Origin of the sequence: Nocardioides exalbidus (assembly GCF_900105585.1) — a bacterium.
GTDB lineage: Bacteria > Actinomycetota > Actinomycetes > Propionibacteriales > Nocardioidaceae > Nocardioides > Nocardioides exalbidus.
Genome location: NZ_FNRT01000002.1, coordinates 175,537 through 194,415 on the forward strand (window position 1 = coordinate 175,537; position 18,879 = coordinate 194,415).

Here is an 18,879-nt window from a genome sequence, read left to right on the forward strand (position 1 = left end):
ACAACACCGGAGGTGGAAACGCCGGAGTGCTGGGTCGAGGGGCTCTCCGGGCACGTGGGGCCCGACGTACGCGCCGTGACGACCGGTTGCGGGTCACAGCATGAGTCGAGACCCAGTGCAGCTGTCCGTCCCTACCTCGGCGATAGTGGCCACGGCGTTGGTAGGTCGACACCTCAGGCCCCGCCTTCGTAGCCAACCGCGGCTATGTCCGTCGTCGGAGACTCGAACATGCTCGCCCCCAGGTGGCTCACTCGAAGAAGTCCTCGTCCATCTCGACGATCTGGACTGTCCTCTTCACCTGTACACCGACGCCGTAGCGGATCATCAGCCTGGTCAACTTCTCGCCGTCGATGAGCACGATGCGCGTCGGCACCTGGTCGGCGTAGGCCTGTGCCTCACCACTGAACCGACTGGTCGTGATGAAGACCCCTTGGTTGGCCTGATTACCGGCCAAGGCACCGACGAAGGCCTGAATCGCCGGCCGACCGATGGCGTTGCCCTCGGCGTAGCGCTTCGCCTGGACGTAGATCCTGCTCAACCCGAGCGCATCCTGATCGACGATCCCGTCGATGCCGCCGTCGCTGGACAGCTGGGTGCGGGTCGCTGACCCCTCCGCGCCGCCGTAGCCCATGGCGATCAGCAGGTCGAGCACGGCCTGCTCGAAGAAGACCGGCTCCTGCGCGAGAATGCGGGTCAGCAACTGGTCGGCGACATCAGCGTTGATACGAGCAACCCCGGACGCAATCTGCTCCTCGGGGTCGAGCCTGGATGACTCTTCCACCGCAGCGGGCGCGGACACCTGCACGGGCGAGGGAAACGCCTTGAAGGTGTGCGGGGCGTTCTCATCGCCGGACAGCGCGCGCAGGTGCTTCTCGGTGATGCCGTTCGGGTGCTCCGAGAGGAGCTGCCGACCGACATCAGTGATCCGGTAGCGGCCCCGACTCGGCCGCTCGGCCGCACCCGACCGGGCCAGATAGGACAACGCCCAGTTGCCGCGGTTCACCCACTGCTCCTGCCCCGAGGGAATCAGGATCTGCCGCTGCTCGTCCGTCACCCCGAGGAGGTCGGCTGCCCCCTCCACGATCGGGCGTGTGCGATGCACCTCCCCATCAGACAGCACCCGTAGGCATGGCGCCATGTACTGATCCCAGGTCGGCACTGGAGACGTCACAACTCACCCCGAAACGCGCTAGCTTGTAGCGCCTCGAACAATTCTTCAACTTCTCGCGAGCACGGGTCAAATACCGCCCGCAACGCGGCGGCTTTCCGCACTCGCTTCATGAATCGCCGCTGAACCTCAATCGGCGGCAGGATCAGTGAGAGTTTTTCGATCCTAAACAATGCCAACTTTCCAATCGTCACCTGGCCGACGTGGCTGCGGATCTGCGACTGGAGACCAGCGGACCGCAAAGCGGCGGCCAGCCACTCGGCCTCGTAAAGGTCCTTCTGATGTGGGACCAACTTGGCGGCATTCTCCGTGAGGTTCGCACCAACGAGCTCGTCCGGTACTGGTGCTACTAGCCCGATTGAACCGGCAATGGAGATAACAACGTCGCCTGACGCAACCGTGTAGCGACTGATCGTTGCCTGAACGTCGGACGTGAGATACCGGAGATCTGCGGTGGAGATGGCGCCGTTCTTCAGGTCCACGACCCGAACGTACGGATAAGGCGTCGGGGCGGCTGCGTAATCGGCTCCCTTCGGTAGCCTTTTACCCCCCTTCACCGATGCGATGTCCTTCACGGTGACCGTCGGCCACTCAGAGTCGGGCTCGCCGAACATTTCGTGAAAGATCGACTGGGCGAGACCGTCGAGGTAGGCGAGGGCTTCGCGACGCTTTGCGCGGAGGGCATCGGCCCGGTCCAGGATCGCGGCGATACGGCGCTGCTCGTCGAGGGGGGTATCTCGACATCAAGCTCGAGCAAGCTCTCGATCGGGAAGTTGTCCGCTGTAGTCGCTCGGACCCAGGTCAGTACGCGCGGCTGAAGGGACTTGACCAGTCTGGCAAGGAACGCAGGATGGACTTCAGCCGAAGGTGTCAACGCCTTCATGTCTTGGTTCACGGTGACCGGTGCGGTCGTCAGAGCGACGGGGAGCGTGTGCTTCAGCACTCCCGAGCGCACAACAACCAGGACAGATCCGGAAGCGATCAGTTTCGCGGGAGAATTGTCCACCCCGGCTTGCGTCAGCCTGACTGAAGAGTCGGACACAATCGCCCGCTTCATGTCCTTTGGAGTCACCCAGGGGATGGAACCGCCGTAGAACTCAGCCGTTGACCTTCGAGGGGTACCCCCACCTCGCACAGCCACCACGTCGCGCAGTTTTGTCACGAGAGCATCGCCCTCAACTCGCCAAGCTCCTGTTGGATCTGTTCCTCGAGCTTCTCCAAGTCCGCGATGATGTCGAGCGGAGCACGGTGCTCGGTCTCGTCGTGGACGATCTCCCTGTAACGGTTCAGGGATAGGTCGTAGCCCTGCTCCTCGATGTCGGCCTTGGGCACACAGAAACTCTGCTCAGTGCGGGCCCGGTGCTGCTCGTCAGAATCGCGATTCGCCCAGCGCGACAGCACGTCTGGGAGATCGTTTGCCTGGATCGGGCTGCGCTTGTCGTCAAGACTGAAGCCGTCAGCCTGAACGTCGTAGAACCAGACATGGTCGGTGCCGCCAGAGTTAGTCTTGGTGAAGAAGAGGATGGCGGTAGAGACCCCCGCGTACGGCCTGAACACCCCCGAGGGGAGCTTGACCACTGCGTCAAGTTTCTGGTCCTCAACAAGGATCTTGCGGAGGTCCTTGTGTGCCGTGGATGACCCGAAGAGCACGCCGTCCGGGACGATGACCGCCGCCCGACCTCCCGGCTTGAGCAGCCGGAGGAAGAGGGCGAGAAACAGGAGTTCCGTCTTCTTGGTCTTGACGACCCGCTGCAGGTCCTTGGAGGTGGACTCGTAGTCGAGGCTGCCGGCGAAGGGCGGGTTCGCCAGGATCAGCGAGTACGTCCCTTCCTCACCGGACGCGCCCTCGGAGAGGGAGTCGCGGTAGCGGATGTCAGGCTGCTCGACTCCGTGGAGCAGCATGTTCATGCTGCCGATGCGGAGCATGGTGGAGTCGAAGTCGTAGCCGTGGAACATGCTCTGGTGGAAGTGCTGACGCTGGGCGGCGTCGGTCATCACGGACGGGTGGTGCTCGCGGACGTACTGAGCCGCCGAAACCAGGAACCCCGACGTGCCCGAGGCCGGGTCGCAGATCTCGTCGGTGGGTTGTGGCGCGGTCATCGCGACCATGAGGTCGATGACGTGGCGCGGCGTCCGGAACTGACCGTTGGTGCCAGCGGTCGCGATCTTGCTGAGCATGTACTCGTACAGATCACCGCTGGTGTCGCGGTCGTTCATCGGGATCTCGTCGAGCAGATCGACGACCTTGGACAGCAGCGCCGGTGTCGGGATCGTGAAGCGGGCGTCCTTCATGTGGGTGGAGTAGGTCGATCCGTCACCGCCGAGTGCGCGCAGGAACGGGAAGACGCCTTCGCCCACGACCTGGTGCATCACGCCGGGCTCGAGGTCCTTGAACTTCGACCACCGGAGGTCGGCCTGCCCGGGCTGGAAGAGCGGGTTCTCGACGGGCTGTCCCGTGCGGTTGGCCTTCTTCTCGGCCAGCGTCTGGAGGTCATCGAGGCGACGGACGAACAGGAGGTAGGTGATCTGCTCGATCACCTCGAGGGGGTTCGCGATGCCGCCTGACCAGAACGCGTTCCAGATGGTGTCGATCTTGCTCTTTAGCTCCCCGGTGATCACACCCGAACTCTAAGCGGCACCTCCGACGCCCGCAGACAGACCACGAGAGCCGCCCCGACGGGTGTCGAGACGGCTCTCGTTCAAGAGGGCTGGCTCCCGGCGGTGTGACCCACCGGGACCGGTAATTCTGCGAAGAGTCCACGCTTATTCTGCGAAGACCCCTGAGTGGAGCTGCGGGGAATCGAACCCCGGTCCTCGAGCGTCGAACCAGGTCTTCTCCGGGTGCAGTCTGTGCTGTCGCTTTTCTCGGCCCCGGCGCTCGCACAGACACGTCGCCGACAGGCTCAGTCAGGATTGAGTCCCGGTCACCCCTCCTGACAGAGAGTGACCAGCAAGTCTCCTAGATGAGGCCTGGGTCCGGGACGGAGACGGATGCCCGGTCAGACCCTTCGATCACTGCTCAGGCAGCGAGAGCGAAGTCGTTGCGCTTGGAGTTGGCAACTATAGGTTTCCAGCGATCGTTAACGAGATGACGCTGGCTTCTCGACCCGCTTCTCCTGGAACTAACGTCCCAAGTCGAAACCGATCAGCCCCTCTTGAGTTGTGTGTCGATCATACGTGCCAACGCCGACAGCCGTCGCGCGCATTCCCGCTCAGTGCAGGGTGAGGCGCTCGTCGGTCACGATGTCGGCCATCTGGTCGACCGTGATCCCGAGGTCCAGGTCGCGGGGATCGCCCGTGATCCCGACACCGGAGTAGTGGGCCAGCACGGCCTCGTCGTCGCGGACGTCGGCGACGTACACGACTCCCGGGTCCTCCTCGGGCTCCAGCTCCTGCCACGCGAGGACGAGGTCACTGCCACCGTGGCTGAAGGTGACGCACGCGTCGAAGAAGGACGTGTCGCTGCACACGAACGGGTTCTCGGTGCTGGGCGTCACCGCGACGGCGAGGAAGTCGTCGCCGAAGCGCAGGGCGGCGCCGGGCGACTCGACCTCGAGCTCGCGGGTCATCACGTCCCACGACTCGACCGAGGTGGGCCGACGGTCGACGTGCTCGCCGACCACCTCCGCCATTCCTTCAGGGGTGAGCTCGGCGGGATCCCGGTCGGACGCGCCATCCGGGCTCCCGCAGGCCGCGAGCCCCGCGGCTGCGACGGCGAGCGCGAGGCCGACTGGTGGCCTCACTGCTCGTCGTCCGGGGGCGCCGCTCCATCCGGGGTCGGCTCGGCTGCCGCGACCGGGGCGTGGAGCCGTACGCGCGTGATGCGGTGGCCGTCGACCTCGGCGACCTCCAGGACGCGGTCGCCGACCGTCACCCGGTCGCCGGTGTCGGCCATCCGGGCGAGGCGGTGGAGCACGAAGCCGGCCACCGTCTCGTAGGGGCCGTCCTCGAGCTCGACACCCGTGCGGTCCGCGAAGTCCTCGATGGTGAGCCCGGCGTCGACCGTCTCGGGATCGGCGGACGCGGCCAGCTCGGCGTCGCGGTCGTACTCGTCCTGGATCTCCCCGACGAGCTCCTCCATCAGGTCCTCGAGGGTGACGATGCCGTCGGTGCCGCCGTACTCGTCGACGACGAGCGCGATGTGCGCTCCGAGGTTGCGCAGCTGGTCGATCGAGGGCAGCACCCGGTTGGTGCGCGGCAGCACCGGGAGGTCGCGCACGATCGCGGACACCGGCGTCGCCGCGTCGTCGCTGCGACCGAGGACGTCGCGCAGGTGGAGGTAGCCCAGGATCTCGTCGAACGACTCACCGGTCACCGGGTAGCGCGTGTAGGGCTCGCCGACGATGACCGAGACCGCGTCGGCGAGCGACATGTCGCCGCGCAGGAAGACCACGTCGCCGCGGGGCTTCATCACCTCGCTGATCGAGCGGTCGCCGGCGTCGAAGACGTCGTCGACGATCTTGCGCTCGCCCTCGGGGATGTCCTCGTGGCCGGAGATCATGATCCGGAGCTCCTCCTCGTCGACCTCGTCGCCGGCGGCGTCGGGGTTGCCGCCGAGGAGGCGGAGCAGGAGGTTGGTTGACAGCGACAGCAGCCAGATCACCGGCGTCATCACGACGGCGAACTTGCCGAGGGGCGGTGCGAAGAGCTTCGCGACGCCGGCCGAGCGCTGGAGCGCGAGCCTCTTGGGCACGAGCTCGCCGAGCACGAGCGAGAGGTACGACACGACGAGGGTCGTCACGATCAGGGAGACCGTCTCGGGCGCCGGTGACCCGATCCCCTCGAAGAACGGGACGAAGGACGGCGCGAGGGTGGACGCACCGAACGACGCCGACAGGAAGCCCGCGACGGTGACGCCGATCTGCACCGCGGACAGGAACCGCCCGGGGTCGCGCGCGAGCGCCGCGACCGCGTGACCACGACCGCCCTCGCGCTCGAGCCGGTCGACCTGCGCGGAGCGCAGGGACACCAGCGCCATCTCGGTCGCGGCGAACACCCCGCCCACGAGCACGAAGGCGAGCACCAGCAGGACGTCGACCCACAACCCCGATTCCACGCGCCGACCCTATCGAGAGGGGTCAGAGCCCCTGCCAGTCCGGCTTCCCGGCGTAGACCTCGCGGTAGTAGTCGACACGTCCCAGCCTCGACGCCGCACCCGGGTCGAGCAGCACGGTGACGTGGGGGTGCAGCTGGAGCACGGACGCGGGGCAGGACGCGGACACGGGACCCTCGACCGCGTCCGCGACAGCCTGCGCCTTGCCCTCGCCCGAGACCACGAGGAGCAGGTGGCGGGCCCGGCCGATGGTGCCGAGGCCCTGCGTCAGGACGTGGCGTGGCACCTCGTCGATCGAGTCGAAGAAGCGCGCGTTGTCCTGGCGCGTGCGGTCGGTCAGTGTCTTGAGCCGGGTCAGCGAGACGAGGGACGAGCCGGGCTCGTTGAAGGCCAGGTGGCCGTCGCTGCCGATGCCGAGCACCTGCACGTCGACTCCCCCGGCGTCCACGAGCGCGGCCTCGTAGCGCGCACCCGCCTCCGGCAGGCCGGCGGGGTCGACGTCGGGGCTGGCGACGCGGTCGCGGTCGATGCCGAGCCCGTCGGTCACCTCCGCGAAGATGGTCTCGCGGTAGGTCTGCGGGTGCCCGAGCGGCAGGCCGACGTACTCGTCGAGGGTGAAGCACCTGACCTGGTCGTACGACGGCCCGGTGCCGGCCTCGTGCCGCCGGACCAACTCCTGGTAGGTCGGCAGCGGGCTCGACCCGGTCGCCAGCCCCAGCACGGCTGTCGGCTTGCTGTGCACCAGCGCCTCGAACGTGTCGGCGGCGAGCGCGCCCACGGCCTCGGCGCTGTCGAGTGGTACGACCTCCATCAGTCCCTCCCCAGGATCGCGGCGCCGACGGTCGCCAGCGGGTAGTGCTGCGGCACCATGCTCAGCCGGTCGGCCAGCCCGAGCGAGTCGAGGAAGGGCGAGCCCTCCCCCAGCGAGCGCAGCTGGCGGACGACCTCCACCCTGAGCGGCTCGCCGACCTCGCTGACACCGCCGCCCAGCACGATGCGCTCGGGATCGATCGTCAGGCCGAGGGCGCGGATCGCGCAGGCCACGCCCCAGCAGAACCGGTCACGCACGGCGATCGCCTTCACGTCGCCGTCGGCCGCGGCCGCGAAGAGGTCGGCGGCCGGCGGTCCGTCCGGGGTGGGCCACGCACGCGCGAGCGCGCGACCCGACGCGATGGTCTCCAGGCAGCCGACCTGGCCACAGCCGCACTCGGCGCCGGCGGGGTCGATGGGCAGGTGGCCGATCTCGCCGGCCGCGCCGTGCTCGCCGCGGCGCAGGCGGCCGTCGATCACCAGCCCGGCGGCCAGTCCGGTGCCGACGCTGAGGTAGACGACGTCGTCGGCCTCGACCAGCGCCCGGGCGGCGAGGGCGGCGACGTTGACGTCGTTCTCCACGACCACCGGCACCCCGAGCCGGATCGCGAGCAGGTCGCGCAACGGCAGGTCGTCGCCGTTGACGCCGAGGTTGACCGCGTGGCGCAGCGTCCCGCGCTCGGTGTCGACCAGCCCGGGCACACCGACGCCGACGCGGCAGATCAGCGGCTCCCCGATCTCCTTCGCCAGCGCCTCGAAGACCCGCGCCGCACTCCCGACGACGCCCTCGGCGCCGGACCGCGTGGACTTGCGGGCCTGGGCCAGGATCTCGCCGTCCTCGCCGAGGACCACGCCGTGGGTCTTGGTGCCGCCGATGTCGAGACCGACGGACCGCGTCCCTGCCAGTGCCGGCCTCACCGCGTCCACCCTGCCTCTCGCAACAGCTCGGTCACCGCGGCCACGCCGGGTGCCGACGAGCCGCGCGTGCTGATTCTCGCAAGCCCGACGTCGTACGCCGCCGGCCAGCCCCACTCCACGACCACGGCGGTCCGGCCGGCCCCGGCCAGCGACCGCAGGAAGTCGAGCAGCTCGGGGCGCCGACCTGCGTCGCGCACCTGCACGACGAGCGGGACCCCGGCTGGTACGTCGTCGGGCACGGCCAGCGCCTCCGGGTCGACCCGGAGGTCCGGGGTGATGCCCCAGGCGACCTCGCCGACCGCGATGTTGGCGACCGTCTCGACGCTGACCACGACGGCGCCGGTGAGGTCGGGCAGCTCGCCGTCGATCGACATCGCGAAGGCCGCGGCGCCGGCCTGCCACGCCTCGTCGGGTGCGGTGACGTCGACCTCGGAGGCGAGCACGCTCAGCGCCCGCACCCGCCCGACGGCGTCGGCGAGGCGCTCGCGGGTGAGCCGGCCCTCGTCGACCGCGCGGACCACCGCGTCGCGGATCTCCTCCACGAGCGAGGCGGGCTTGTCGGGACCGATGCAGAGCAGGTCGCACCCCGCGGCCAGCGCGAGGACCGCGGCCTCCGGGATGCCGGTCTCGGCCGACGCGCCAGCCATGTCGAGCGCGTCACTGACGATGACCCCGTCGAACCCGAGGTCCTCGCGCAGCAGCCGCAGCACGGCCGGGCTGAGCGTGGCCGGGCGGTCGGGGTCGATGGCGGGCACGACGATGTGCGAGGTCATCACGGACGCGATGCCGGCCTGGACGACGCCGGCGAACGGCACCAGCTCGCGCTCGGCCAGGGTCTGCGCGTCGACGTCGATGCGGGGCAGCGCGAGGTGGCTGTCGGTGGCGGTGTCGCCGTGGCCAGGGAAGTGCTTGGCGCAGGCACCCACGCCGGTCGCCTGGAGTCCGCGGGTCCAGGCCGAGACGTGCGCGGCGACGTCGTCGGGCTCGGTGCCGAAGCTGCGCGTGCCGATGACGGGGTTGTCGGGGTTGCAGTTGATGTCCGCGACCGGCGCGAGGTCGAGGGTGATGCCGACCGCCGCGAGCTCGTGGCCGATCCAGCGCCCGACCGACTCGGTGAGCCGGAAGTCGCCGGCACCGCCGAGCGCCGCCGCGCCCAGCACCGGGCTGGGCTCGAGGGTGTGCAGTCGGCTGACGTCGCCGCCCTCCTCGTCGACGGCGATGACGGCGAGCGGGTTGGCGGCGGTGATGGCGGCGCTCAGCGCACGGATGCTGTCTGGACCTCCGGCGGTGTTGCTGCCGAAGTAGCAGATCCCACCGAGGCCCTCCTCGAGGAGGGCGCGGTAGTCGTCGGGCAGCGTGGTGCCGTGGAAGCCCGGCAGCTGCACCTGCAGGGCCAGGGCGCGGACGTCGTTGGTCATCCCGGTCATCATCCCTTCACCGCACCTGCGGTGAGGCCGCTGACCATCCGTCCCTGGACGATCAGGAAGAAGATGATGACGGGCACCGCGATGAGCGTCGAGCCGGCCATGATGCCCCCCAGTCGGTGCCGCTGTTGACGTCGGTGAAGGTCGACAGCCACAGCGGGAGCGTGCGCTTCTCCTCACGGGTCATCACGACCAGGGCGAGGGTGAACTCGTTCCAGGCCTGGATGAAGCCGAAGACGCCCGTGGCGACGAGGCCCGGTGCGAGCAGCGGGAAGGTGATCCGGAAGAACGCCTGGATGCGGGTGCAGCCGTCCATCATGGCCGCCTCCTCGAGCTCGTAGGGCACCCCGGCGACGAAGCCGCGCAGCGTCCAGATCGTGAAGGGCAGCACGCCGGCGACGTAGACGATCGTCAGGCCGACCACGGTGTTGAGCAGTTCCATCGTCTCGAGCATCTTGTACTGGGAGATGAACAGGCCCTCGACCGGGATCATCTGGATCACGAGCAGCGTGACGATGAACGACATCCGGCCCTTGAACCGGAAGCGCGAGACGGCGACCGCCGCGACGAACGCGAAGGCGAGCGACACCACGATCGTGAGGCCGGTGACCATCAGGCTCATCTTCAGCGCGTTGACGAACTGGTCGGTCTCGAAGACCGTGCGGAAGTTGTCGAGGTCGCCGCCGAACGGCACCCAGGTCGGCACCGGGTTGCGGATCTCGTTGCGGTCGAGGAACGAGCTGTTGACCATCCAGTAGACGGGGAAGGCGGCGACCACGAAGGTGATCACGCCGACGGTGTTGGCCAGCCAGCGGGCGGGACGGGACGTGGTCCGGGACATCAGGCCTGGTTCCTCTCCTGCCGGATCATGGACCGGACGTAGGGGGCGGTCAGGACGACGGTGAGCGCGAGCATGAAGATCGCGACCGCGGCCGACGTGCCGAAGTCACCACCGCCGATGCCGAGCCGGTAGATGTAGGTGCCGAGCAGGTTGGTGTCGGTCGCGCTGCCGCCGGCCTTCTGGAGGATGTAGATCTGCGCGAAGACGCGCAGGTCCCAGATGACCTGGAGCAGGCCGACGACCATCAGGACGGGCCGGATGCTCGGGATGATGACGTAGCGCAGTCGCTGGCCCATCCCGGCGCCGTCGATCTCGGCGGCCTCCATCAGCTCCTCCGGCACCTGGGTGAGGGCGGCGTACACCGTGAACGCGACGAACGGCACGCTCATCCAGACGATGATCACGGTCGCGACGAAGTAGAACGAGAGCGGCCGCAGCAGCCAGCCGTGGCCCTGGAAGTCGCCGCCCAGTGCGGTCAGCAGGTAGTTGACGACGCCGTACTGGGTGTCGAACAGCCACTGCCACACGGTGAGCGAGGCGACCACCGGCATCGCCCACGCGAGCAGCAGCCCGGTCTGGGCGAGCAGACGTACGCCCTTCGACATCGCGCGCATGACCAGCGCGAGGCCGACGCCGACCACCATCGTGACGGCGGCGTTGACGAGGCAGAAGACGATCGTGCGGAGGGTGACCTTCCACAGGTAGGCGTCGGTCACCAGGTCGCGGTAGTTCTCCAGCCCGACCCACTCCGGCGGGGTGCCGAACTGCTGGGCGAGGCCGAACTCCTGGAAGGACAGCACCACCTGGCGGACGAGCGGGTAGCCCAGCGCCAGGCACAGGGCGAGCACCGCCGGGGTGATGAGGAGGTAGGGCAGGGACGCGGCGCGGGCGCGGTCGGCGCGCTCACTCATGGCTCTGCTCCTCTCTGGCATGGGGTCTGGCATGGGGTCTGGCATGGGGTCTGGCACGTGGTCGTGGTGGGGGCAGGCAGCGGCGGGGGCGGCGATGGAGCCGCCCCCGCCGGAGCCGGATCGGGTGGTGCGGGTCAGCCGTTCAGCTGGCCGTTCATCTGCTCGTCGGCCTTGCTGGCGAGCTCCTCGACGTCACCGCCCTGGGCGATGGCGCTGAAGAGGTCCTCCAGGACGCGGGAGCCCTCGACCGTGGCCCAGCCCGGCGCGGCCGGGGTGAGCTTGGCGTTGGACGCGGCCTCGATCGTGGCCTGGGCGTACTCGTCGTCACCGAGCTCCGAGGCGAGCGAGACCTTGGCGGGCGTGAGGCCGGCCTTGGCTAGGATCGTCTGGTAGTCGTCGCTCAGCATGAGGGCGATCGCCTCCTGGGCGAGGTCCTGGTTGGGCGACTTCGCGGCGACGGCCAGGTCGGAGCCACCGAGCAGCACCGGGGCGGGCGAGCCGTCGTTGCCCGGCAGGGCGAAGACGCCCATCTGCTTGGCGAAGGTGTCCGGGCAGCCGGTGTCGTCGGCCTCGATCAGGCCCTTGACCCAGCCGGGGGTCGACATCATGCCGACCTCACCCGCGCAGAACGGGGTCCACGGGTCGGCCTCGTTGCCGTCCTTCGGCGCGCCGGAGGCGTCCTCGAACAGCTGCTGGGCCATCTCCAGGCCGGCGATCGAGCCGTCGGCGGTCAGGTCGCCGGACCAGGTGCCGCCGTCGTCGACCGCGAGGTCGCCGCCGGCCGCCCAGACGAACGCGGCGCCGTTGCGCCAGTCCTGGCCGGGGAACCAGAAGCCCGAGAAGTTGGCCGGCTTGGGGTTGGCCTCCTTGAGCTTGATGGCCGTGTCGACGAACTCGTCGAGCGTGGTCGGCACGTCGAGACCGGCCTTCTTGAGGAGGTCCTTGCGGTAGAAGATGTACTTCGAGCCTGCGTAGTAGGGAACGGCGTAGGTCTTGCCGTCGACGGTCGCACCCTCCACGAAGCCCGGCAGCAGGTCGTCGCCACCGAGGTCACCGAGGTCACCGGTGAGGTCGGCGAACGCGCCGGCCGAGGTGAAGGTCGGGGCCTGCGTGTTGCCGATCTCGACGACGTCAGGCGTCTCGGACGCGCTGGAGAGCGAGGTCGTCAGCTTCTCGACCAGGCCGTCCCACTCCTGCTGCTCGATGGTGAGCGTGGAGCCGGGGTTCTCGTCCTCGAACGTCTTCTTGAGCCAGTCGCGAGCCTCCTGCGGGGTGTCCGTGCCGTTGAGCCAGACCCGGATGTCCGCGCTCTCGGGACCGCCGTCCTCGCTCGACGAGCTGCTGTCGTCGCTGCCGCACGCGGCCAGCGTGGTCAGCGCGAGTGCGGCGACAGCCACACCGGTCAATGACTTCTTGATGCGCACCACTGTGTTGTTCCCTCTCATGAAATGTTCCTTCTGGGCGTCCGGGACGTCAGGAGACGCCCAGCTCTGCGGAGAGGACGAGCACGGCCGCTCCCACGACCACGACGTCCTCGCCGAGCTTGGAGGTGCGGACGGCCAGCCCCGTGGAGCTGATCGGCATCGTCCGCTCGCGGATGGTCCGGTCGGCTGCGTCGAGCAGCGGACCGTCGAGCAGCTCCGCGGGGCCGCTCAGCACGATCTCGTGCAGGTTGAGCGCGGCGACGATCGGCGCCAGCACCTCTCCCAGCCTCTTGCCGACGTCGGAGAGCGCGGCGGGGGCGTCCACGTCGGGCTCCCCGACGCGGCGCCGGAGGCGCGGCGCCGACAGGAGGGTCTCCAGGCAGCCGGTGCGACCGCAGGCACACAGCTCACCGTCGACGTCGACCACGACGTGGCCGATCTCGCCCGCGGCACCGAGGTGGCCGTGGAGGAGCGAGCCGCCGAGCACGAAGCCTGCTCCGACACCGGTCCCGACGCGCAGCACCATCAGGCCGCCGTCACCGGACTCGCCGAAGGTGTGCTCACCCATCACCGCGGTGTTGGCGTCGTTGGCGACGTAGACCGGGACGTCGAATGCCTCCGCGAGGCGCGCCGCCAGCGGGGTGTCCTGCCAGGCGAGGTTGGGCGCGTCGATCACGGTGCCCGCGGGGTCGACGATGCCGGGGCTGCCCACGCCGATGCCGAGCAAGGGGCGCTCGGTCATCGCGACGAGCTCGGTCGTGAGCCGCTGGACGAGCTCGACGGCCCGCTCCCCCTCCGCGCCGTCGACGTGGACCTCGTGCCGGGCCTGGACGGTGCCGGCGAGGTTGACCACGGCGCCGGACATGCGGTCGGTCTCGGACAGGTCGAGGCCGATGATGTGGTGCGAGTCGGCCGCCAGGCCCACGAGCGTGGGGGGCTTGCCGACCCGGCTCCCGGCAGGCGCGCCGAGCTCGGTCACGAACCCGTCGGCGAGCATCTCGCCCACGAGGTCGGAGACGGTGACGCGGGTCAGCCCGCTGGCCCTCGCGAGGTCGGCCCGGCTGGCCGGGCCCTCGCGGAAGAGCTGCTGCAGGAGCAGCGAGCGATGGTGCCGCCGGGCGTCCTCCTGGAGGAGCTTGCCCTGCGGCCGCAGCTGGCGTCCGACTGGAGTGTGCGAGGTCACATTAGTTAGTTCATCGCACTTACTTATCGTCGTCAAGGGGTCTGCGACGTCCGGGACTTCTTTTACCTTCCCTCCCCGCGCCCGGGAAGTAAAGGGCGGTGCCCGCGCCGGTCAGCGCCAGCGGAACCGGTCGACGAGCCGGGCGACGGCGGGGACACGCGCCAGGACGGCCAGCACGGCCAGGCCGAGTGCTCCCCCGACGACGTTGAAGAGCAGGTCGTTGACGTCGGCGACGTGACCGCCGCCCAGGGTGAGCGCCGTGACGTACTGCGTCGTCTCGATGCCCAGGCTGGCCGCGGCCGCGACGGCGACGACGCGCCACCACGTCGGCCGGGCGAGGACCAGCGACACGAGCACCCCGAGCGGCGCGAGGACGACGACGTTGGTCACGGCGTCCGCGACGCCGTAGCCGGCGATCGGGGTCAGGGCGAGGTAGGTGTCCCACTCGGCGCTCCGCGCCGGCTTGTCGAGGAAGATCGGGAAGACCGTGTTGGCCACGATGCCGCCGGCATACACGCCGAGCGCGAGCGCGACGGCCGCGCGCGGCCACGTGAAGATCCTGCGGCGGTGCAACCTCCAGACCAGCAGCAGGCAGACGGCTGCGCCGAGGGGCAGGACGACCGGGAGCACCGGGACCTCGCGGAACACGTGGCGTCAGTCCAGGAGTGCTGCGGTGTTGTGCCAGCACACGGCGCGCAGCCAGTCGTCGCCGAGGTCGAGCGAGGCGAGGCCCGAGAGCTGGTCGCCGTAGGCGTAGGGGATGTTCGGGAAGTCGCTGCCGAGGTGCACCCGCCCGTCCAGGCCGAGGTCGCGCAGCCGGGGCAGCAGCTCGCGCGGGTAGGCCCCGCCCATCTCCTCGAAGAACGGCGTGAACGCCATCGTCGTGTCCAGCGCGACCCGCTCGTGGTCCTCCGCGAGCCGGAGGAAGTCGGCGTACTCCGGCGCGCCGGCGTGGGCGATCACCAGCCGCAGCCGCGGGTGGCGCGCGAGCAGTGCGGCGACCGGTCCGGGACCCGTGTGCTCGGTGGCGACCGGGCCGCTGCCCGCGTGGAGGACGACCGGGGTGCCGGCCTCGGCGACGATGCCCCACGCCTCGTCGAGCAGCGGGTCGGTGACGCTGAATGCGCCGACCTGCACGTGCACCTTCCAGACCTCCACCCGGTGCGGCGACGGGTCGGTGCGCGCGGCGACGTACGACGCCGCGCCGGGCTCGGGGAAGAAGGTGCCGCAGACCGCCGCCTCAGGCACCCGCTCCGCGAACCCCGCTGCCCAGTCGTTGAGGAACTCGGCCATGTCGGGCTTGTGGGCGTAGGGCAGCGCGGTGAAGCGGCGCACGCCGAACGTGCGCAGCGTCTCGACCAGCACGTCGTCCTCGTCGCGGTAGCGCAGCGGCCACGGGCGGCCGATGAGCGGGCCGGCGGAGTCGAACTGCGCGCGGACCTTGGCCATCACCCGCGGCGGCAGGAAGTGGGTGTGCAGGTCGATCAGGCCGGGCAGTCCGAGCTGCTCTGCGAACGCCGTGGGCTCGAGGGGCTCGGGCATCAGTCCCGGTGGCCCTTGAGCCGGCGCTGGACCGCCTCGACCTTCTCCCGGTTGGCCGTGCGCTCGGCCAGCGTGTGCCGCTTGTCGTAGGACTTCTTGCCCTTGGCGAGGGCGATCTCGACCTTGGCGCGCCCGTCCTTGAAGTAGAGCGACAGCGGGACGATCGTGTAGCCCTTGTCGGTGATCTTGCGCTCGATCTTGTCGATCTCGGAGCGGTTGAGCAGCAGCTTGCGTCGTCGGCGGGAGGCGTGGTTGGTCCACGTGCCCTGGCTGTACTCGGGGATGTGCACCCCGAGCAGGTACGCCTCGCCGTTCTCGATCTCGGCGAAGCCGTCGACCAGAGACGCACGGCCCTGGCGGAGCGACTTCACCTCGGTCCCCATGAGGACGAGGCCGGCCTCCCACGTGTCCTCGATGTGGTAGTCGTGGCGCGCCTTCTTGTTCTGCGCCACCATCTTCTGGCCCTGCTCCTTCGGCATCCCGCCATTCTCTCAGGCGGTGTCCAATCGGAATCAGAAGTAGGCCATGGGGTCGACGGCCGTGCCGTTCTCCATCACCGTGAAGTGGAGGTGGCAGCCGGTCGACCAGCCGGTCGAGCCCTCGTAGCCGACGACCTGGCCCTCCTGGACCACGTCGCCGACGCCGACCGTGTAGCGCTCGGCGTGGTTGTAGATGATCGAGACACCGCGACCGGCGATCACGCCGAGGTCGATGACCAGGCGGTTGCCGTAGACGTCGCTCCAGTAGGAGGCGACCACCTTGCCGGGCGCGGAGGCGCGCTCCGGCGTGCCGCAGCCGCCGCCGAAGTCGACGCCGTCGTGCAGGCCCCAGTAGTGGTAGATCGGGTGCTCGCGGTAGCCGAAGGGTGAGGTGACGTAGCCGTCGACCGGGTGCAGGAGCGTGCCCGCGGTGGGTCCGGTCGCGGTGGAGCGGCCGGCGGCGCGCTCGCGGCGCAGCGCGGCGAGCGCTCGCTGACGCAGCTTCTCCTGCAGCGCCTTCTGCTCCTGCTCGAGCTTCTTGATCTTGGCGACGTCCGAGGCGCGCGCCTTGCGGGCGTCGACCCGGGCGTCGCGCCGCTCGACGACCAGGGCGACGACGGCGTCCTTGGCCGCCTGCTGCTCGGTCTCGAGCTGCTGCATCAGGGTGAGGTGCTCGGCGGCGGCCTCGCGCTTGGCGGCGACGTCGTCACGCGCGTCGGAGACCTGCTGCTCGGTGACCTCGAGGAGCACCTCGGCGGCCTTCAGCTCGTCGTACGCCCTCGCCTCCTGCCCCACGATGACGTCGCGCACGCCGTTGCGCCGGGTGAGCTCCTCGGTCGAGTCGGCCTCGAGGAGCGAAGAGAAGGCGATCAGCTCCGGGTCGCCCTCGGAGTACATGTCGGCGACGGTGTTGGCGACCTTCTGGCGCTGGGCCTCGCGGTCGGCCGTGCCCTGCGTCAGCGCGGCCTCGGCGTCGACGAGGTCCTGCTCGGCCGTGGCCAGCTCGGCCTGCATCTCCGCGTCGCGCTCCTGGGCGACCTCGACCTTGCCGCGCGCGGTGGCGAGGTCGGCCTGGGCCGTCACGAGCTGCGACTTGGCGGCGTCGAGCCGCGCGGTGGCCGTCGCGAGCTGCGAGCTGGACTCGTCGAGGTCCTGGTGGGCGCCCTTGAGCTCCTGCTCGACCTTGTCCTTCTTGTCCTTGAGGTCGTCGGCGTGGGCTGCCGTCACCGTCAGCGCCAGGACGGCGACGAGGGCTGCGGCCATGCGACGCTGGGCGGCACGGGGCAGGGAGGTACGGGGGAAGGGACGCACCGGGGGAAGCCTTTGCGTTGGGGAAGCGGGGAAGGGTGCCTCCCACGAGCCGAGCCACGGGCAGGCGAGATGACGCTAACCCGCCCGGCTCACACTTTGAGGTATTTGCGCGTCAACACGAGTGTCGGGAGCAACGTGAGCAGCGGACCGAGGATCGCGACGGCGCCCAGCGCCACGCGGAACTCCTGCCAGCCGATCCACGGGATGAACTTCAAGGTGTCGTCGCCGCGGCCCTCGATGCCGAACTGCTGGACGGCCGCGAGCGCTCCGCCGGCCAGCGCCACACCGAGCACGGCGGTGACCAGCGCCTCGAGGAGGAAGGGCAGCGCGATGTAGAGCGTCGAGGCGCCGACCAGCCGCATGATGCCGATCTCCCGGCGCCGGGCGAAGGCGGCGAGGCGGATCGTGTTGGCCACGAGCAGGAGCGCGGCGAGGACCAGGACGCCGGCCGTCACCAGCGCGACCCACTGCAGCAGGTTCAGCGCGCCGAGGATCGGGGAGATGATCTGGCGCAGGTCCTGGACCCGCGACACCCCGTCGAGCCCCTGGACGGCGCTGGTGATGCCTTCGTACTCCTCCGGGTCGTTGAGCGTGATCCACACGGTCTGCGGCATGTCGTCGGCCGTGAGCACCGGGTTGTCGCCGGTGAAGATGCTCTCGTCGTAGAGCTCCTTGGCCTTCTCCAGGGCGGTCTCGCTGGACTCGAAGTGGAAGTCCTTGACCTCGGGGTTGTCCTCGACGACCTGCTCGATCTCGACCTTCTGCGCGTCGGTGACGGCGTTGGGACAGGTCGGGTTGCTGTCGCCGTTGCGGCACAGGAACACCGTGATCTGGAGCTGGTTGCCCCACTGCTCGGCTGCCTTGGTCGCCTGCTGCTGGAACATCAGGCCGAGCCCGACCAGCGTGAGCGAGACGAAGAGGGTGAGCACGACGGCGAGGTGCATGGACAGGTTGCGCCGCAGGCCCTGGCCGAGCTCGGAGAAGACGTAACGAAGCTGCATGGAGTGGGGGCTCTCGATCTGCTGAGGTCGGTGGGGCGTCAGTTCTGGTGGCCGTAGACGCCCTGCGCCTGGTCGCGCACGACGTGGCCGTTCTCGAGCTCGATGACGCGCTTGCGCATCTGGTCGACGATCCCGGAGTCGTGCGTGGCCATCACCACCGTCGTACCGGTGCGGTTGATGCGGTCGAGGAGCTTCATGATGCCGACCGACGTGGTCGGGTCGAGATTTCCGGTCGGCTCGTCGGCGATCAGGATCATCGGCCGGTTGACGAACGCGCGCGCCACGGCGACGCGCTGCTGCTCACCACCGGAGAGCTCGTCGGGCATCCGGTCGCCCTTGCCGTCGAGCCCCACGAGCTCGAGGGTCTCGGGCACGACGTCCTTGATCTCCTTGCGCGACTTGCCGATGACCTGGAGCGCGAAGGCGACGTTCTCCGTGACGGTCTTGTTGGGCAGCAGCCGGAAGTCCTGGAAGACGGTGCCGATGTCGCGGCGCAGGCGGGGCACCTTCCAGCCGGCGAGCCGGTTGATCTCCTTGCCGGCGACGTAGACCTTGCCCGACGTCGGCCGGTACTCGCGGAGCACGAGGCGCAGGAAGGTCGACTTGCCGGATCCCGAGGAGCCCACGAGGAAGACGAACTCCCCCTTCTCGACGTCGACGGAGATGTTGTCGAGCGCCGCGTGGGGGTGGCCGGGATAGGTCTTGGTGACCTTCTCGAAGCGAATCACGCATCGAGGCTACGTGAGGGGTGGACGTGAACCGGAAACCCGCGCCGCGGTGCAACCGATCACCCGCGGTGGGCGTGTTGGGTGGG

At 69.3% G+C, this 18,879-nt stretch carries 19 protein-coding genes and 1 other RNA gene; all 20 read right to left on the minus strand.

Annotated elements, in window-relative coordinates:
- Positions 1-247: 247 nt before the first annotated feature.
- Positions 248-1,138: a restriction endonuclease gene (locus tag BLV76_RS01250; protein WP_090972173.1), complete on the minus strand. Its 891-nt coding sequence runs from the start codon at positions 1,136-1,138 to the stop codon at positions 248-250.
- Positions 1,139-1,167: 29 nt separating this feature from the next.
- The gene (locus BLV76_RS01255) at positions 1,168-1,782 is read right to left on the minus strand and encodes a restriction endonuclease subunit S (RefSeq protein ID WP_090967498.1); all 615 of its coding nucleotides are present in this window, start codon (positions 1,780-1,782) and stop codon (positions 1,168-1,170) included.
- On the minus strand, positions 1,740-2,330 hold the full coding sequence (locus tag BLV76_RS23440) for a restriction endonuclease subunit S (protein ID WP_090967499.1): 591 nt from the start codon (positions 2,328-2,330) through the stop codon (positions 1,740-1,742). Before BLV76_RS23440 ends, BLV76_RS01255 begins: the two co-directional genes overlap by 43 nt.
- Complete coding sequence (locus BLV76_RS01265; protein WP_090967500.1) at positions 2,327-3,787, minus strand: type I restriction-modification system subunit M; 1,461 nt, start codon at positions 3,785-3,787, stop codon at positions 2,327-2,329. Before BLV76_RS01265 ends, BLV76_RS23440 begins: the two co-directional genes overlap by 4 nt.
- Before the next feature lie 163 nt (positions 3,788-3,950).
- Positions 3,951-4,321: a transfer-messenger RNA gene (ssrA, locus tag BLV76_RS01270) on the minus strand.
- Positions 4,322-4,380: 59 nt separating this feature from the next.
- On the minus strand, positions 4,381-4,911 hold the full coding sequence (locus tag BLV76_RS01275; protein WP_139306431.1) for a hypothetical protein: 531 nt from the start codon (positions 4,909-4,911) through the stop codon (positions 4,381-4,383).
- Entirely contained in the window at positions 4,908-6,224 is a 1,317-nt protein-coding gene (locus BLV76_RS01280; RefSeq protein WP_090967502.1) for a hemolysin family protein, read from the minus strand. The genes BLV76_RS01275 and BLV76_RS01280 overlap by 4 nt, the downstream gene beginning before the upstream one ends.
- A gap of 22 nt (positions 6,225-6,246) precedes the next feature.
- Positions 6,247-7,032 (minus strand): glucosamine-6-phosphate deaminase, encoded by a 786-nt coding sequence (locus BLV76_RS01285; protein ID WP_090967503.1) that lies wholly within the window; start codon positions 7,030-7,032, stop codon positions 6,247-6,249.
- Entirely contained in the window at positions 7,032-7,949 is a 918-nt protein-coding gene (locus BLV76_RS01290; protein WP_217630223.1) for an ROK family protein, read from the minus strand. The genes BLV76_RS01285 and BLV76_RS01290 overlap by 1 nt, the downstream gene beginning before the upstream one ends.
- Positions 7,946-9,367, minus strand: a complete 1,422-nt coding sequence (locus tag BLV76_RS01295; RefSeq protein ID WP_245734490.1) for a glycoside hydrolase family 3 protein — start codon at positions 9,365-9,367, stop codon at positions 7,946-7,948. Before BLV76_RS01295 ends, BLV76_RS01290 begins: the two co-directional genes overlap by 4 nt.
- 61 nt (positions 9,368-9,428) lie before the next feature.
- Entirely contained in the window at positions 9,429-10,214 is a 786-nt protein-coding gene (locus BLV76_RS01300; RefSeq protein ID WP_217630224.1) for a carbohydrate ABC transporter permease, read from the minus strand.
- Positions 10,214-11,125: a carbohydrate ABC transporter permease gene (locus BLV76_RS01305; protein WP_217630225.1), complete on the minus strand. Its 912-nt coding sequence runs from the start codon at positions 11,123-11,125 to the stop codon at positions 10,214-10,216. Before BLV76_RS01305 ends, BLV76_RS01300 begins: the two co-directional genes overlap by 1 nt.
- 134 nt (positions 11,126-11,259) lie before the next feature.
- Complete coding sequence (locus tag BLV76_RS01310) at positions 11,260-12,570, minus strand: extracellular solute-binding protein (RefSeq protein ID WP_090967506.1); 1,311 nt, start codon at positions 12,568-12,570, stop codon at positions 11,260-11,262.
- 28 nt (positions 12,571-12,598) lie between these two features.
- Complete coding sequence (locus BLV76_RS01315; protein WP_090967507.1) at positions 12,599-13,732, minus strand: ROK family transcriptional regulator; 1,134 nt, start codon at positions 13,730-13,732, stop codon at positions 12,599-12,601.
- A gap of 111 nt (positions 13,733-13,843) precedes the next feature.
- Positions 13,844-14,380 (minus strand): VanZ family protein, encoded by a 537-nt coding sequence (locus BLV76_RS01320; RefSeq protein ID WP_090967508.1) that lies wholly within the window; start codon positions 14,378-14,380, stop codon positions 13,844-13,846.
- Between the two features lie 6 nt (positions 14,381-14,386).
- The gene (locus BLV76_RS01325; RefSeq protein WP_090967509.1) at positions 14,387-15,274 is read right to left on the minus strand and encodes an amidohydrolase family protein; all 888 of its coding nucleotides are present in this window, start codon (positions 15,272-15,274) and stop codon (positions 14,387-14,389) included.
- Positions 15,274-15,753, minus strand: coding sequence for an SsrA-binding protein SmpB (gene smpB / locus BLV76_RS01330; protein ID WP_090967510.1), 480 nt, complete (start codon positions 15,751-15,753; stop codon positions 15,274-15,276). Before smpB ends, BLV76_RS01325 begins: the two co-directional genes overlap by 1 nt.
- 33 nt (positions 15,754-15,786) lie before the next feature.
- Positions 15,787-17,064 (minus strand): peptidoglycan DD-metalloendopeptidase family protein, encoded by a 1,278-nt coding sequence (locus BLV76_RS01335; protein ID WP_139306432.1) that lies wholly within the window; start codon positions 17,062-17,064, stop codon positions 15,787-15,789.
- An 89-nt stretch (positions 17,065-17,153) separates the two neighbouring features.
- Positions 17,154-18,065 carry a permease-like cell division protein FtsX gene (gene ftsX / locus BLV76_RS01340; RefSeq protein ID WP_090967512.1) on the minus strand — a complete coding sequence of 304 codons (912 nt, stop codon included), beginning with the start codon at positions 18,063-18,065 and terminating at the stop codon, positions 17,154-17,156.
- A 38-nt stretch (positions 18,066-18,103) separates the two neighbouring features.
- Positions 18,104-18,793 (minus strand): cell division ATP-binding protein FtsE, encoded by a 690-nt coding sequence (gene ftsE / locus BLV76_RS01345; protein WP_090967513.1) that lies wholly within the window; start codon positions 18,791-18,793, stop codon positions 18,104-18,106.
- Between the last annotated feature and the right edge of the window lie 86 nt (positions 18,794-18,879).